18 protein-coding genes are annotated in these 15,064 nt (G+C 45.9%); all 18 read left to right on the top strand.

Translation table 11 applies throughout. The features are described 5' to 3' along the window. The first annotated feature begins 8 nt into the window (after window positions 1-8). The 18 genes from B6K08_RS06820 to B6K08_RS06735 all read left to right on the top strand — a co-directional run bounded on the left by B6K08_RS06820 (window position 9) and on the right by B6K08_RS06735 (window position 15,061). On the top strand, window positions 9-1,085 hold the full coding sequence (locus tag B6K08_RS06820) for a M24 family metallopeptidase (protein ID WP_143254858.1): 1,077 nt from the start codon (window positions 9-11) through the stop codon (window positions 1,083-1,085). Between the two features lie 143 nt (window positions 1,086-1,228). Further along, window positions 1,229-1,786, top strand: a complete 558-nt coding sequence (gene efp, locus B6K08_RS06815; protein ID WP_039208017.1) for an elongation factor P — start codon at window positions 1,229-1,231, stop codon at window positions 1,784-1,786. 174 nt (window positions 1,787-1,960) lie between these two features. Then, complete coding sequence (locus B6K08_RS06810; RefSeq protein ID WP_027397058.1) at window positions 1,961-2,356, top strand: Asp23/Gls24 family envelope stress response protein; 396 nt, start codon at window positions 1,961-1,963, stop codon at window positions 2,354-2,356. 11 nt (window positions 2,357-2,367) lie between these two features. Further along, window positions 2,368-2,940 (top strand): alkaline shock response membrane anchor protein AmaP, encoded by a 573-nt coding sequence (amaP, locus tag B6K08_RS06805; RefSeq protein ID WP_080325765.1) that lies wholly within the window; start codon window positions 2,368-2,370, stop codon window positions 2,938-2,940. Between the two features lie 13 nt (window positions 2,941-2,953). Beyond that, window positions 2,954-3,214, top strand: a complete 261-nt coding sequence (locus B6K08_RS06800) for a DUF2273 domain-containing protein (RefSeq protein WP_051555430.1) — start codon at window positions 2,954-2,956, stop codon at window positions 3,212-3,214. A gap of 43 nt (window positions 3,215-3,257) precedes the next feature. Then, window positions 3,258-3,692, top strand: a complete 435-nt coding sequence (gene nusB, locus B6K08_RS06795) for a transcription antitermination factor NusB (RefSeq protein ID WP_027397061.1) — start codon at window positions 3,258-3,260, stop codon at window positions 3,690-3,692. Between the two features lie 68 nt (window positions 3,693-3,760). Continuing rightward, the gene (gene xseA / locus B6K08_RS06790; RefSeq protein ID WP_080325764.1) at window positions 3,761-4,963 is read left to right on the top strand and encodes an exodeoxyribonuclease VII large subunit; all 1,203 of its coding nucleotides are present in this window, start codon (window positions 3,761-3,763) and stop codon (window positions 4,961-4,963) included. A gap of 4 nt (window positions 4,964-4,967) precedes the next feature. After that, complete coding sequence (gene xseB, locus B6K08_RS06785) at window positions 4,968-5,210, top strand: exodeoxyribonuclease VII small subunit (RefSeq protein WP_080325763.1); 243 nt, start codon at window positions 4,968-4,970, stop codon at window positions 5,208-5,210. A gap of 2 nt (window positions 5,211-5,212) precedes the next feature. Then, window positions 5,213-6,097 (top strand): polyprenyl synthetase family protein, encoded by an 885-nt coding sequence (locus B6K08_RS06780; RefSeq protein WP_234985274.1) that lies wholly within the window; start codon window positions 5,213-5,215, stop codon window positions 6,095-6,097. 15 nt (window positions 6,098-6,112) lie between these two features. Next, a complete protein-coding gene (gene dxs / locus B6K08_RS06775) occupies window positions 6,113-7,999 on the top strand; it encodes a 1-deoxy-D-xylulose-5-phosphate synthase (RefSeq protein ID WP_080325762.1) in 1,887 nt (628 codons plus the stop codon). Between the two features lie 2 nt (window positions 8,000-8,001). Next, window positions 8,002-8,832 carry a TlyA family RNA methyltransferase gene (locus tag B6K08_RS06770; RefSeq protein ID WP_080325761.1) on the top strand — a complete coding sequence of 277 codons (831 nt, stop codon included), beginning with the start codon at window positions 8,002-8,004 and terminating at the stop codon, window positions 8,830-8,832. Window positions 8,833-8,869: 37 nt separating this feature from the next. Further along, entirely contained in the window at window positions 8,870-9,730 is an 861-nt protein-coding gene (locus B6K08_RS06765; RefSeq protein ID WP_080325760.1) for an NAD(+)/NADH kinase, read from the top strand. Beyond that, the gene (gene argR, locus B6K08_RS06760; RefSeq protein ID WP_027397068.1) at window positions 9,727-10,188 is read left to right on the top strand and encodes an arginine repressor; all 462 of its coding nucleotides are present in this window, start codon (window positions 9,727-9,729) and stop codon (window positions 10,186-10,188) included. The genes B6K08_RS06765 and argR overlap by 4 nt, the downstream gene beginning before the upstream one ends. Window positions 10,189-10,224: 36 nt before the next feature. Next, window positions 10,225-11,937 (top strand): DNA repair protein RecN, encoded by a 1,713-nt coding sequence (gene recN / locus B6K08_RS06755; RefSeq protein ID WP_080325759.1) that lies wholly within the window; start codon window positions 10,225-10,227, stop codon window positions 11,935-11,937. A 56-nt stretch (window positions 11,938-11,993) separates the two neighbouring features. Further along, a complete protein-coding gene (locus tag B6K08_RS06750) occupies window positions 11,994-12,539 on the top strand; it encodes an NUDIX domain-containing protein (RefSeq protein WP_080325758.1) in 546 nt (181 codons plus the stop codon). Window positions 12,540-12,550: 11 nt separating this feature from the next. After that, window positions 12,551-13,177: a site-2 protease family protein gene (locus tag B6K08_RS06745; protein ID WP_039207987.1), complete on the top strand. Its 627-nt coding sequence runs from the start codon at window positions 12,551-12,553 to the stop codon at window positions 13,175-13,177. Window positions 13,178-13,224: 47 nt separating this feature from the next. After that, window positions 13,225-14,322, top strand: coding sequence for a tryptophan--tRNA ligase (gene trpS / locus B6K08_RS06740; protein WP_080325757.1), 1,098 nt, complete (start codon window positions 13,225-13,227; stop codon window positions 14,320-14,322). A 7-nt stretch (window positions 14,323-14,329) separates the two neighbouring features. Further along, a complete protein-coding gene (locus B6K08_RS06735; RefSeq protein ID WP_407639836.1) occupies window positions 14,330-15,061 on the top strand; it encodes a segregation and condensation protein A in 732 nt (243 codons plus the stop codon). Window positions 15,062-15,064: the final 3 nt, after the last annotated feature.

Raw genomic sequence — 15,064 nt, 5'->3', positions numbered from 1 at the left:
TGTTTTTTGTGGTTAAGGAAAGAATTAGGGCACTTAGAGATTATATAAAGGATAAGGGCTTGGATGGAGTCCTTGTAAGCAAGGAGGAAAACCTCCATTATTTCAGTGGCTTCACCGGTGACGATACCATGCTGGTGGTTTCTGCTGATGATGCGGTTATTGTAACTGATTTTCGATATGTGGAGCAGGCTGCAAATGAGGCTCCTGACTACAGAATTGCCAAACAGGAAAAGGGCCTTTTGCTGAGAGTATCCGAGGTAATCAAGGAGCTTGGTCTTAAGAAAATTGGCTTTGAAGGCGCCTCCTTGGTAGTTGATTGGTACGAAAAAATCAAAGAGCAGGTGGGAGATGGGGCTTCGCTGAATTCCTTGGAGCTTAACAGCCTCCGCCAGATAAAGGACCAGCAGGAGCTGCAGTTTATCAGAAAGGCTGTAGCCATTAGTGATAAGGCCTTTGAGGATATTATTACCTTCATTAAGCCCGGCGTAAGCGAAAATCAGGTGGCAGCCCGTCTTGAAGGGGTTATGCGTTCCTTGGGCTCCCAACGGCCGGCATTTGCCACTATTGTGGCCTCTGGAAAAAGGGGAAGTCTTCCCCATGGAACTGCAACAGAAAAGTTGATTAATGCAGGGGAATTTGTTACAATGGACTACGGTGCTGTGTATGAGGGGTATCACTCCGATATTACCCGTACCATTTGCGTTGGTCATGCAGATTCCAAGCAGCGTGATATATACGATGCTGTGCTTCAGGCCCAGCTGCTGGGGGTGTCCCTGGTGAGACCTGGAGCATCAGGGAAATCTGTGGATGGTGAGGTCAGAAAATATCTTTATGATAAAGGATATGCAGAATATTTTGGCCACGGTCTGGGACACAGTCTGGGGCTGGAGATTCATGAGGCACCTACACTTTCACCGCGCAGCACCTGTGAGGCATTACAGCCCAACACACTTATTACAGTGGAGCCAGGGGTATACATCCCGGACTGGGGCGGTGTCCGCATAGAGGATACAGTACTGGTTACAGACACATCAAATGATGTGCTTACATCATCTTCTAAAGAGCTAATGGAGCTTACATTTTAATTATATGTGAGGATGTATAGCTTACCCTTGCCTTCCCCTCTGGGGAAGGGGGACCGCTTGCGACGCAAAGCTAGTCCTGTAAGGGCGGTGGATGAGGTCAATATAAAAAATTAATTTGCAAATTAAATTGGAGGGTTTTTCTAATGATTACAAGTACAGATTTTCGTACAGGTTTGACAATTGAGATTGATGGTGGCGTATGGCAGGTAGTAGACTTCCAGCACGTTAAGCCAGGTAAGGGTGCAGCCTTCGTTCGTACCAAGATTAAGAATGTAGAAACTGGTGCTGTTGTTGAGCGTACCTTCAACCCTAACGAAAAGATGCCTCAGGCTCGTCTGGATACTGCCCGCATGGCATTCCTCTATGAGACTGACGGCATGTACACTTTCATGGACAACGAGACCTATGAGCAGACTGAGCTGAACAAGGAGCAGCTGGGTGATGCTCTGAACTATCTTCAGGAGAACATGGAGGTTGCTATTCAGTCCTACAAGGGCCGCGTAATTGGTGTAACTCTCCCTAATTCCGTAGAGCTGAAGGTTACTGAGTGCGAGCCAAGCGTAAAGGGCAACACTGCTACTGGTGCTACCAAGATGGCAACTTTGGAGACCGGCTATGCAGTTCGTGTACCTCTCTTTATTAACGAGGGTGATGTACTCCGCATCGATACCCGTACCGGTGCTTACATCGAGCGTGCATAATATTTAATTAAGATTACTTTTGGGCTGTGGAAAATGTTGCGACATTTTCTACAGCTTTTTCTTTTTTCGAATCTTTTATACATGATATGCACATTTCTTGAATATCAACTACATGTTTGGTATAATGATAAGCAAGTAATATTATGCATAATTATTGATTGGGGGGGTATTTGTATGGCAGACGAAATGATTAAAATTGATGACGGTTTAGGTTCTGTTCGCATTGGCGATGAGGTTGTCAGCATGATGGCCGGTATTGCTGCCCTGGAGATTCCTGGCATAGCCGGAATGAGCGGCGGCATTGCCGGGGGCATTGCTGAGCTTCTGGGCAGAAAAAATCTTTCCAAGGGCGTTAAGGTAGAAGTAGGCGAAAAGGAAGCCCGTGTTGATTTGTACATCATTATTAAATATGGTGAGCGTATTCCAGATGTGGCTATTGCTGTTCAGGAGAACGTAAAGAAGCAGATCGAGACCATGACCGGGCTGAGCGTTATCGAGGTCAATGTTCACGTTCAGGGCGTGGATTTCGGAGAAGAAGAAAATAAGGAAGAAACCAGAAAGATCCGCTAGGGGGCAGTTTAATGGGAGTATTTAACAGATTCCTGCTGTTTTTGTACACCTTGCTTTTTGGTGTAGTAAGCCTGGGGGTCGTTTTACTGGTATTTAATGTGGTTCCGGAAAGAGTGCTTCTCAACGAGTATCAGTTTGCTGTAACACAGTGGCAGACAGGTGCTGTTGCTGCTGTTGTGTTTATCATCAGCATTCATCTGTTGTTTTGCTCCTTTGCTGGTAAAGGCAGCAAGGAACTGGCCACGGGAGATATTGTGCTGGTACACGGTACAGAGGGAGATGTGAACGTTTCCATTAACGCCATAAAGGGTATGATAGAGCGAATTTCCGGTGGTGTGCGTGGTGTACGTGAAGCAAAGGTCAAGGCTCTTTTGAAGCAGGACAAGGAAAAGGGCGACTGTCTGAATCTGGATGTTAAGCTTGAGGTGGGGCAGGAGCGCAGTATAGCAAACATTTCTGATGATGTTCGTACCCAGTCAAGCAAATACCTGACTGACATAGCATGTATTTCTAATTTTAATGTTGTGGTTTCCGTTCAGAGTATTTCCAGCGGTGTGGTTGTCAAGAAAAGACGACTGAAGTAATGGAGGTGTCTGAATGGATAACGAAATCAGTTTGAAGCAGGCTTTGGCCAACGCTTTTCGCCGTCAGTGTGAAAGACGTCCAGGAACCCTTATGGGGATAGCTGGTGGCATTTTGATTGCTGTGGGCATTTTGCTCTTTGGCTTTTGGAGTGTCATGTTTGTGGTCATTTGTGGCTTTATAGGCTGCTTTATCGGTAAGAATATTGATAAGGGCGGTAGCTTTATAGATAATATCCGGGATTCCGTTCCCCGGGATATTCACCGGTGGCGCTGATAGCCAAATATATTATTTTGTTTAAGAATCGAGGAATATAAGTATGAGTCGTAGACAAGCTCGTGAGGTAGCACTTCAGGCTTTGTTTCAGTTGGATATGAATCCGTTGGATGAAGGTATGGACGTAGCTCAGGCAAGACAGAATGCCATTGATGCTGCTGTCTTTGCAAAGGATGAGGATGTTAAGCTGGGCAGCAAGGACATGGATTTTCTGAAGGGGCTGGTAAATGGTACTCTTGATAATCAGGAGTCCATTGATGAAATGATTACCAATAGCTCCAAGGAGTGGAAGTTGCAGCGTATGGCCGGAGTAGATAGAAATATTACCCGTATGGCTGTTTATGAGCTTAAGTTCTGCGAGGAGAAGCTGACTCCTAATATCGTTATTAATGAGGCAGTTGAGCTGGCCAAGAAGTTTGGCAGTGATGAGTCCAGCCGTTTTGTAAATGGTATTCTGGGAGCTATTGCTCGTGTATAAGATCTAGGGCCGCATTTTTGGGTGCGGCCCGTTTTCTGTGTTTTAGAATATGCTTTTTCGGGTGAAATATGGCTGTTATCAGAAGTGTTTCTGAGATAACTAAATATATTGCGGGACTTTTAAAGAATGATCTGGCCCTGCACAATGTCACTATCAGAGGACAGATTTCCAATTTTAAGCAGTATTCCTCCGGCCATTGCTACTTTGATCTGAAGGATAAGGATTCTATTTTAAAGTGCGTTATCTGGCGAAGCTATGCGGAACGTCTGAGGTTTCGTCCTGAAAACGATATGCAGGTGCTGACCACTGGCAGTGTGGAGGTTTACGAGCGTGACGGCAAGTATCAGTTTTACGTCAGCCGTATGGCTCCAGATGGTGTAGGAGAGCTGGCTCTGGCCTTTGAGCAGCTGAAGGAGCGCCTTTCCCAGGAGGGCCTTTTTGATGTTGAAATTAAGAAGGGTTTACCCGCCTATCCAAAAACCATTGGTATTGTTACATCGCCAACGGGGGCAGTGCTGAGGGATATTTATACGGTGTCAAGGCGACGTATGCCGTCAATAAGACTGGCCCTTTATCCTGTTATGGTGCAGGGGGCAGGCTCAGCAGAGCAGATAGCCCATGGTATTGATTTTTTCAATACCAAATATCCTGTGGATGTGCTCATAGTAGGCCGTGGTGGCGGTTCTATGGAGGATTTGTGGTCATTTAATGAGGAAGCGGTGGTTCGGGCTATTTTTAAGTCCAGAATACCTGTGATTTCTGCTGTGGGCCATGAAACGGATTTTACACTGGCGGATTTTGTGGCTGACCAGAGAGCAGCTACCCCATCCCAGGCGGCGGAGTTGGCAGTGCCGGATGTGTCTGAGGTAATTCAGCGCATAAATACTGCCAGAGAAAGACTGCAGATGGCGGCTGTTACAAGTATTAAGGACTCCAGACGGAGTCTGGAAGCTATTATGGACAGCTTCGTGTTTACCCAGCCCCTTCGTATGCTGGAATCAAGCAGTATGAGGCTGGATAATTTGCAGTCGAGATTAAACAAGATAGCAATTCAGCTGGTGAAGGAGAAAAAAAACCAGCTGCTTCACGATATGGAAAAATTGGAGCTGATAAATCCTCTGGGAGTTATCAGACGGGGTTATGGTATTGTTCATGACCAAAAGGGCACTATTGTCAGTGATATCAGCAATATAAAGGTTGATGATATTGTGTCTGTAAAGCTTAATGGAGGGCAGTTTGATGCCCAGGTTAAGGCAATAAGGGAGGAGTAGTTCGATGCCACGGAAAAAAGAGGCTTCCTTTGAGGAAAATCTGGCGGAGTTGGAACAGATTGTAGATAAATTGGAAAGTGGCGAGGCAAGCCTGAAGGATGTTATTGATAACTATACATTGGGCATGGAGCTTTCCAGAAAATGTCTGGCTGAACTGAAATCAGTTGAGGACAGGATGAATGTCATCCTCAGCGAAGAGAATGGAAAAGTAGTGGAAATGCCTTTGGAGCTTAAGGGAGGACAATAATTGTGGACAAGACTCAGTGGAATGAACGAATTAAGCTAATAGAAAAAGCTCTGGTGGAGGAGCTTCAGGAAGATAAGGCATTGAACCCAACTCTTTGTGAATCCATGAAATACAGCCTCACTGCAGGTGGCAAGCGATTGCGCCCAATTCTTGTTATGGCGGCGGCTGATGCCATTGGTGCCAAGGGCACTGATTTTATTCATATTGCCTGTGCCATCGAAATGATTCACACCTATTCCCTTATTCATGATGATTTGCCTGCCATGGATAATGATGATTATCGCCGTGGCAAGCTGACCAACCATAAGGTGTATGGTGATGGTATGGCCATTTTGGCTGGAGATGCCCTGTTGACCCAGGCCTTTGAGGTAATGCTTCGTCAGGACAATTTACCGGCAGATGTGCTGTTAAAGGTAGTTCGGGAAATGTCCATTGGTGCTGGCCCTAATGGTATGGTGGGGGGACAGGCCATTGATTTGGAGGCTGAGGGCAAGCAAAAATCCCTTAGTCTTGAAGAATTAAAGAAGATGCACACTGGCAAAACCGGAGCTTTATTTAGAGCTGCCATCAGAAGTGGCGCTATTGTGGCCGGGGCCTCTGACGAGGAGCTGGCGGCCCTTACCACTTATGCTGATTGCTTCGGCCTTGCTTTCCAGATTACTGATGATATTCTGGATGTTATTGGTGATGAAGCGGTTATCGGCAAGCCTGTGGGCAGTGATGAGCGTAATGACAAATCCACCTATGTGTCCCTTACATCCCTGGATGAAGCCAAAAAGCTGGCGGCTGATACTGTGGCAGAAGCCGTCGATGCCTTGGAAATGTTTGGTGACAAGGCCACCTTCTTACGGGAGCTTGTGGAATATCTATTAAAGAGAAATAAGTAATTAAGGAGCCACACTATGTCTGAGAACATATTGGAAAAAATAAACAGTGCTTCTGATGTGGCTAAGTGCAGCTTAGAGGAACTGAAAACTCTGGCTGGCGAAATCAGAGGCAAAATTATAAATACATGTGCTGCCAATGGTGGTCATTTGGCACCTAGTCTTGGTACTGTGGATCTGACTTTGGCCATGTACAGTGTATTCAACCCTGAAAAAGACAAGATAGTATGGGATGTGGGGCATCAAGCGTACTCCCATAAAATTCTCACTGGTCGTAAGGAAAGATTTAGCACTTTGCGCACCAAGGGGGGCATTACAGGCTTCCCTAAACGCTCAGAATCAAAGTGCGATGCATTTGGTGTGGGTCACGCCAGTACCTCCATTTCTGCTGCAGTGGGTATGGCCATTGAGCGGGATATTCGCAAGCAGGATTATAGCGTTATTGCGGTAATCGGTGATGGGGCCTTTACTGGTGGTGAGGCCTATGAAGGCCTTAACTATGGCGGAACCATTGGCAAGAATATGATTGTGGTTCTTAATGACAATGAGATGTCCATTGATAAAAATGTGGGTGCTATGTCAGAGTACTTGAGCCATATTCGCATTATGCCCCAGTATAACAAGGCAAAGAAGGAGCTGCAGGAATTTTTAAAGGGGTTCCCTGGGATTGGCGAAACTGTATGGAACGCAGCGGGCTCCGTTAAGGATGGTATTTATGCCCTTTTGACTCCGGGCAGTGTCTTTGAGTCCCTTGGATATACCTACGTTGGACCTATTGATGGTCACAACATTGAAAAAATGCAGGAGATTTTCCAAAAGGCTAGGGGCATTGAGGGCCCTGTGCTTATTCATGTGCGAACCACCAAGGGAAAGGGATATTCCTTTGCAGAAAATCAGCCCCATAAGTTCCACGGGGTGGGAAAATTTAACTGCGACACTGGTGAAATGATAAAAAAGGAGGGGGCACCTCCTTCTTATACGGATATTTTCAGTGATGCTCTTATCGAGCTGGCGGGAAAGTATGATAATATTACGGCAATTACGGCGGCTATGCCATCTGGCACTGGCCTAAAGAAGTTTTCTGGGGTGTATCCGGAGCGCTTTTTTGACGTGGGTATTGCAGAGGAGCATGCCATGACTATGGCAGCTGGAATGGCGGCAGTTGGTGGCAAGCCATTTGTGGCATTGTATTCCACCTTTGCCCAGCGGGCATACGATCAGATAATTCACGATGTTTGTCTGCAAAATCTGCCTGTTACCCTTTGCCTTGACCGTGGTGGTCTTGTGGGTGCTGATGGCCCGACCCATCATGGCGTATTTGATTATTCCTATTTGCGTCACATTCCTAACATGGTGGTAATGGCTCCTAAGGATGAAAATGAGCTGCGGAATATGCTTTATACAGCAGCAAATTACAATGGCCCTATCAGTGTGCGTTATCCTCGGGGCTCTGCCACAGGGGTACCCGTGAATGAGGGCTTTGAGCAGCTTGAAATCGGCAGGGGAGAAATTCTTTCCAGAGATAGCAAAGCAATAGTATTACTTGCTGTTGGCAGTATGGTAAAGCAGGCTGTAAAGGCGGCACAAATCCTAAAGGAAAAGGATATTTACACCACTGTTGTGAACATGAGATTTGTAAAGCCTCTGGATACTGGTCTCATTGATGAGCTGGTAAGGGATGCCCGCCTTGTGGTAACCCTGGAGGAAAATGCACTGGCTGGGGGCTTTGGCTCCGGCGTTTTGGAATATTTGGCAGATGCCGGTATCAATACCGCTAAGATTATGCGTTTTGGCATAGAGGATAAGTTTATCGAACAGGGCTCTTGCCCTGAGCTTCTGGAGCTTTGTGGTCTTCTTCCGGAACAGATTGCGGACCGCATTGTAAAGGATTATGGTGATTTATAATTATGGGTGATAATACGGAAAAAGTAAAAAAAGAGCGCCTTGACGTGCTTCTAGTGAAAAAGAATCTGGTTCAGAGCCGTGAGCGGGCCAAGACCACCATTATGGCCGGGATGGTTATTGTGGATGGCAACAAGATTGACAAGGCTGGCACCATGGTTAAGGAAAATGCTGATATCCGGGTTTTGGGAAATCAGATTCCTTATGTGAGCCGTGGTGGTCTGAAGCTGGAGAAGGCCATTAAGGAATTTGGCGTGGAGCTGAAGGGAAAGGTTACTGCTGATATTGGTGCTTCCACTGGAGGGTTTACTGATTGTATGCTCCAAAATGGTGCTGTAAAGGTGTTTGCCATTGATGTGGGATATGGTCAGCTGGCCTGGAGTCTACGCACTGATGAACGGGTAGTAAATATGGAGCGCACTAACGTGCGCAATGTAACCTCGGAGGATATCGGTCAGCTTATTGATTTTGCTTCCATAGATGTGGCCTTTATTTCCCTGGAGAAGGTTTTGCCTGCTGTAAAGGCAATGCTGAAGCCGGATGGCCAGGTGGTAGCTCTCATTAAGCCACAGTTCGAGGCTGGCAAGGAAAAGGTGGGCAAAAAGGGTGTTGTAAGAGATCCTAAGGTTCATCTGGAGGTTATTCATAAGGTTATTGATACTGCCCGTGAGATGGAATTTGTCACCAAGGAGCTGACTTTTTCTCCCGTAAAGGGGCCTGAGGGCAATATTGAATATCTCGTTTGGCTTACCAAGGACAGGGAAGCTGTTGATAATGTAACTGATGAGGTAATGGCAAGCACTGTTGAGCTGGCTCATAGCAACCTTGACAAGTAATTTGCGGGAAGATTAGCTAAATAAAGAGGATGTCTTTATGAAGACAATTGCTATTTATCCAAATATTAATAAGGACGAATCAGCCCAGGTTATGGAAAGAATCCGCAGCTATTTTGCAGATAAGCAGGACAGGGTTCGCATTGTTATGTCACGCAGCATTGCGGAAATGTTTAACTGTCCCGAGTACGGCATAGACGATTTGGACAATGAAACCATTGATTTGGGACTGAGTATCGGTGGTGACGGAACTCTCCTGGGGGTATGTCGCAAGCTGTATACCCGAAAGATTCCAGCCTGTGGAATCAACATTGGCCGCGTGGGCTTTCTTACAGATATTGAGCTGACGGAGCTGGAGAGTCGCCTTGATAACCTTTTAAATGGTGAGTATCAGGTGGTGGAGCGCACAGTTATTTCTGGCTCTGTTTTGAGTCAGGGCAATCGGCGTATGCTGGGTCATGCCATTAATGATGTGGTCATTGGCAAGGGTGGCCTGTCCCGTATGCTGAGTCTTAGCATGCGTATAGATGATACCATGATTAACGATTATAAGGCTGATGGTGTTATTGTATCCACTGCCACCGGATCTACGGCCTATTCCCTTTCAGCAGGGGGACCAATAGTAAATCCAAGTGTTCCCGCACTTCTCATTACGCCAATTTGTCCTCATACTCTGGATGCCAGACCGATGATAATACCAGATGATGAGGAAGTGCAGATTTATATAGCGGCAGTTCATCAGGATATTCAGATGACCTTTGACGGTCAGGAGAGCTTCCAGCTTTTGCCCGGGGATGTGGTTTATATCCGCAAGGGAAAGAATCCGGCACGCATAATAAAATTTGGTGACAAAAATTATTACGACACTCTAAAAAGTAAGTTATGGGGGAATTCTAAATGAAGGCTCATAGACAATCAAAGATTAAGCAGATTATTGAAAATCAGATAATTGAGACTCAGGAGGATTTGGCCGCAGCCCTTAGAGCAAGGGATATTGAGGTTACCCAGGCCACCGTTTCCAGAGATATTAAGGATATGCAGCTGGTGAAGATTCCTTGTGGAAATGGCAAGTACCGCTATGCTTATCCAATGGACACCCAGACCATGCACTCCGAGGACCGCATGCAGCGTCTGTTTAAGGAGCTGGTAAAGAAGATAGACTACAGTGAGAATATTATTGTGGTAAAAACCATGCCGGGGGCAGCCAATTCCATTTGTGCAGCCCTTGATAATGCCCGCTGGCCGGAGGTTATTGGCACTGTGGCCGGTGATGATACCATTTTGGCGGTGGTAAAGTCCTCCAGTATGGCTGAGGATGTGGCTCTGAAGCTGGAAGCCATGAGTATGGGAATTAAATGATTGAAGGAATGTTTGGGTAGCTAGGAGATTTTCAAAATGCTCAACACGCTTACAATATGGAACTTCGCTTTGTTGGAGCAGGTTCAGATTGATTTTGACAAGGGTTTGAATATTCTTACGGGTGAAACCGGCGCCGGTAAGTCAATTCTCATTGATGCACTGGGAGCCATGCTGGGAAACCGTCTCTCCACTGATTTTATTCGTACTGGGGCTGACTGGCTTCGGGTGGAGGCTATCTTCTCTTTGGATAATCAGCCAAAGGTTGTTGATTACCTTAACGAGAATGCCATTGATACCACGGAGGGGGAGCTTATTATCACCCGTCAGATAACCAGCAACGGACGTGGCACTATACTGGTAAATGGCTGTCACACCACTGTGGCGGTACTTAAAAAATTGGGAACATTGCTGGTAGACATCCACGGCCAGAACGAGAATCTGGCCCTTCTTAATGCGTCCAATCAGTACAAGCTGGTGGATGGCTCAGATGATCGAATCAAGGTGGCCTTAAGGGCTTATCAGCAGGCCTTCAAGTCCTATAAGGACAAGGAGCATCAGCTGGCTGAAAAGGAAAAAAGCTCTGCTGATAAAGAGCAGAAGCTGGAAATGCTGAAATGGCAGGTACAGGAAATTGAAACGGCCCAGCTACAGGAGAATGAGGATGAGGAGCTGGAGCGTGAAATAAAGAAGCTCTCCAATGCAGAAAAGATTTCCAATTATGTTGGGGAGGCATGCCAGAATCTCTATGGTGGTGGTAACAGTGGTATAGGCATTGTTAGCGCCTTGGAAGAAGTGGTGGAGAATCTTAGGGATTTGTCACGATTTGATGATTCACTGGAGAATGTAACCGATACCATAAAAGAGGCTTGTATTCAGATAAAAGAAGCAGCCTATGAGGTCCGGGACTATGGGGATGAGCTGGAATTTAACCCACAGCTTTTAGATAAGCTCCAAAGCCGTATGGATGTAATAGATAAGCTGCGTAAGAAATACGGTGCCACCATTGAGGATATTATGGCGTTTAAGGAAAAGGCCCAGCAGCAGCTCAATGATATTGAAAACTACGATGATGATATTGCTGCATTGAAGCAGGAAAAAGAGAAGGCCCGTGAAGAAGCCACAGCTTGTGCTTACCGTCTTACGGAGCTTAGAAAACAGGCTGGGGACAGACTTTCCATGGCCATCGAGGAGCACCTTCATGAGCTGGGAATGCCTGATGCCAGGCTGGAGATTGCCATTAATGAGGCCGAAGACCTTGGCAGTCTTGGGGCAGATGAACTGGAAATTCTCTTTTCTGCCAATCCGGGACAGGATATGCGGCCAATTCAAAAGGTGGCCTCTGGCGGTGAGCTTTCCCGTATTGCACTTTCCATTAAGGCGGTTACAGCCTTTAGGGATGATTCTCCTGCCAGCATGATATTTGATGAAATTGACACGGGTATTGGTGGACGCACCGCTCAAATGGTGGCAGAGCGTATTGCCATGGTGGCGGCGGACAAGCAGGTGCTTTGTATCACTCACTTGCCTCAGATTGCCTGCATGGCGGATGTGCATCTTTACATTAACAAGCAAGTTGTTAATGGCATGACCACAACCTCTGTACGGGCCCTTACTGAGGGGGAGCGGGTTAATGAAATTGCCCGCATGGCCTCCGGTGTGGATGTATCTGCTGCATCCCTTGATAATGCCCGTGAAATGCTGGCCAATGCTGGTATAAAGAAGCAGCAATACAACCGTAATTTAGGTTAATTGATATTATGGACTTAAGCAGAGTTTTATACTAAAATATTTGTTTGGAGGCTTCTATGTACGAAGACTTGATTGAAATAAAGGAATCCAGTGAGAATATATTTGATGGTAATTTGCTCCATGTTAGGAAGGATAAGGTGAAGCTGCCAAATGGGGGCACTGCCTACCGTGAGTGGATCAAGCATCCGGGAGCTGCAGCTGTTATTCCCGTTACGGAGGATGGTCAGGTTATTCTCGTAAGACAGTATCGTTATCCTATTGATGAGGTAACTTTGGAGATTCCGGCGGGGAAGCTGGATATGCCAGGAGAGGACCCTTTGGAGTGTGCCAAGCGTGAGCTTAGCGAGGAAACCGGCTATACCGCCAAGGAGTATAAATTCCTTACTAAGCTGGCCACCTGTGTGGGCTTCTGCAATGAGGTTATTTATACCTATGCTGCCCAGGGCCTTGAGCCAGGAAAGCAGCACACTGATGAGGATGAATTTATTAATGTGGTGAAGCTGCCCCTCAGTGAAGCAGTGGCAATGGTGGAGGATGGCCGCATAAATGATGCCAAGTCCGTAACTGCCATTTTAATGCTGGACCGCATTTTGAACAAATAGTTGGAGGCTTTATGTTTGATTTTAGTTTAATGAGTATTATTGCGGGATTGCCTGGTTTGCTTTTGGCCCTTGTTCTCCATGAATATGCCCATGCCCGGGTGGCTGTGGCCATGGGAGATTTTACACCAAAGCTCACTGGCCGTCTTACATTAAATCCAATGGCCCATATTGACCCTATTGGTTTACTGATGCTTTTGGTTTGCCGTTTTGGCTGGGCTAAGCCAGTAATGGTTAATCCTAGAAATTTTAAGGATATGAAGAAGGGCAATATTTTGGTGGCTCTTGCTGGCCCTGCTGCCAACTTTTTAACCGCCTTTGTTACCCTGTTTATAATGATGGTGTTGTTTAAGATGGGCATGTTAAATACCGTGGGTATAAAGACAGTTTTGTCCATGATTGTTCTCTTTAATATCAACTTTGGTATTTTCAATCTCATTCCTTTGCCACCTCTGGATGGCTCCAAAATTTTGCTGGAGTTTTTGCCGGGTGAGCTGGCTTACAAGTACATGGGAATTGAAAGATATAGCTTTATCATCCTTATTATTTTGATTATGACACCTGTTCTTAGCAGCATTCTTGTGCCATTATCAAGTCTGATTTTGCATATCTTTGAGACTATATTGAGTGTAATCCTGTAAAAGGAAGCATAAATGAATTAAAAAACTGAGAGGGGTTTCAATAAAAAATGGAAAAGATTATTTTAACTGGTGACAGACCAACTGGCAGACTTCACATAGGTCATTATGTAGGTTCTCTGAAGCGCAGAGTTGAGCTGCAGAATTCCGGGGAGTTTGATAAGATCTACATTATGATTGCTGATGTTCAGGCCTTGACTGATAACTTCGAGAATCCTGAGAAGGTTCGTCAGAACATCCTGGAGGTTGCTCTGGACTACCTTTCTGTAGGTCTTGACCCAGCTAAATCCACTTTGTTCATTCAGTCCCAGGTGCCACAGCTCACTGAGCTTACCACCTACTATATGAATCTTGTTTCTGTTGCCCGTGTGGAGAGAAATCCTACCGTTAAGGCCGAGATTCAGCAGAAGAATTTTGAAAAGAGTATTCCTGTGGGATTCTTTACTTATCCTATCAGCCAGGCCTCTGATATTACTGCTTTTAAGGCAACTCTGGTTCCAGTAGGTGAGGATCAGCTGCCTATGCTGGAGCAGTGTAAGGAAATCGTTCGCCGCTTCAACATGATTTATGGCGGTGAGGCTTTGGTGGAGCCGGATATTATGCTGCCGGAAAATGAGACCTGCCGTCGCCTCCCTGGTACTGATGGCAAGGCCAAGATGTCCAAGTCCATTGGCAACTGCATCTATCTTTCCGATGATGCGGAAACCGTCCGCAAGAAGGTTATGGATATGTACACTGACCCTACCCATATTAAGGTTTCTGACCCAGGCCATGTGGAGGGGAATGCTGTATTTACTTATCTTGATGCCTTCAGCAAGCCGGAGCACTTTGAGAAGTATCTCCCAGAGTATGAGAATCTGGATGCCCTTAAGGAGCACTACACCCGTGGTGGTCTTGGGGATGTAAAAATCAAGAAGTTCCTGAACAGTATCCTTCAGGAGGAGCTGGAGCCTATTCGTGCCCGTCGTAAGGAATACGAAAAGGATATTGCCGGCGTATATGAAATTTTGAAAAAGGGTAGCGAAGAGGCCAGACGTGTGGCTGAGAACACCCTGCAGGATGTACGTAATGCCATGAAAATTAATTACTTCTCTGACGAGGAGCTGATTAAGGCCCAGGCTGCAAAGTATCAGGCAAATAAGGATTGATTTTGATTTGACTGAAAAATATTCAGTACGGCTTGAGAGCTTTGAAGGTCCCATGGAGCTTCTAATGCACCTCATTGAAAAGAATAAAATAGATATTTATGATATTCCAATAGCAGAGCTCACGGAACAGTACATTGATTATCTTGATCAGTTCCGTGAGTTTAATTTGGAAATTGCCAGTGAGTTTCTGCTGATGGCGGCCACGCTGTTGCAAATAAAATCCCGTATGATGCTGCCAAAGCCACCTAAATCCAAGGAGGCGGAGGAGACTGAGGATATTGACCCCCGGCAGGAGCTTATTGACCGCATTTTGGAGTACAGAAGATATAAGGAAGTCAGCACTGTACTTCTTGATATGCAGGATATGCAGGAAAAGTATGTAACCAGAGCTCCCATGGAGCTGCCGGTACATCATCTGCCGCCTGATAATATGTCAATGCAGGATTTGGTGAGGGCCTTCAGCAACGTTCTTGCCATGCACAAGGAATTAAAGATTCCCGATGCCTTGGTGGAGCCTGAGGAATTTACCATTTCCGATAAAATGGAGCTTTTATTGTCACTATTAAATAAAAGTGGTGGCAAAATTTCCTTTGAGGATGCATTTCATACAGGAAACCGTTCTGAGCTGATTACGACCTTTTTGGCTATGCTGGAGCTCATAAAGTTAAAGAGCATCAGAGTGTATCAGGTGGATAGGTTTTCTGAGATTTTTATTGAAGTTAGAGTTGGTGAAGATTAATGT

The organism is Anaerovibrio lipolyticus DSM 3074 (assembly GCF_900141865.1).
GTDB lineage: Bacteria > Bacillota > Negativicutes > Selenomonadales > Selenomonadaceae > Anaerovibrio > Anaerovibrio lipolyticus.
Note: the sequence above shows the minus strand (reverse complement) of the source record. Positions and strands in the feature narration are given on the sequence as shown.

Coding starts and splice junctions, on each gene's coding strand:
- efp (WP_039208017.1), top strand. CDS start 1,229: ATGATTACAAGTACAGATTTTCGTACAGGTTTGACAATTGAGATTGAT.
- B6K08_RS06810 (WP_027397058.1), top strand. CDS start 1,961: ATGGCAGACGAAATGATTAAAATTGATGACGGTTTAGGTTCTGTTCGC.
- amaP (WP_080325765.1), top strand. CDS start 2,368: ATGGGAGTATTTAACAGATTCCTGCTGTTTTTGTACACCTTGCTTTTT.
- B6K08_RS06800 (WP_051555430.1), top strand. CDS start 2,954: ATGGATAACGAAATCAGTTTGAAGCAGGCTTTGGCCAACGCTTTTCGC.
- nusB (WP_027397061.1), top strand. CDS start 3,258: ATGAGTCGTAGACAAGCTCGTGAGGTAGCACTTCAGGCTTTGTTTCAG.
- xseA (WP_080325764.1), top strand. CDS start 3,761: ATGGCTGTTATCAGAAGTGTTTCTGAGATAACTAAATATATTGCGGGA.
- xseB (WP_080325763.1), top strand. CDS start 4,968: ATGCCACGGAAAAAAGAGGCTTCCTTTGAGGAAAATCTGGCGGAGTTG.
- dxs (WP_080325762.1), top strand. CDS start 6,113: ATGTCTGAGAACATATTGGAAAAAATAAACAGTGCTTCTGATGTGGCT.
- B6K08_RS06770 (WP_080325761.1), top strand. CDS start 8,002: ATGGGTGATAATACGGAAAAAGTAAAAAAAGAGCGCCTTGACGTGCTT.
- B6K08_RS06765 (WP_080325760.1), top strand. CDS start 8,870: ATGAAGACAATTGCTATTTATCCAAATATTAATAAGGACGAATCAGCC.
- argR (WP_027397068.1), top strand. CDS start 9,727: ATGAAGGCTCATAGACAATCAAAGATTAAGCAGATTATTGAAAATCAG.
- recN (WP_080325759.1), top strand. CDS start 10,225: ATGCTCAACACGCTTACAATATGGAACTTCGCTTTGTTGGAGCAGGTT.
- B6K08_RS06750 (WP_080325758.1), top strand. CDS start 11,994: ATGTACGAAGACTTGATTGAAATAAAGGAATCCAGTGAGAATATATTT.
- B6K08_RS06745 (WP_039207987.1), top strand. CDS start 12,551: ATGTTTGATTTTAGTTTAATGAGTATTATTGCGGGATTGCCTGGTTTG.
- trpS (WP_080325757.1), top strand. CDS start 13,225: ATGGAAAAGATTATTTTAACTGGTGACAGACCAACTGGCAGACTTCAC.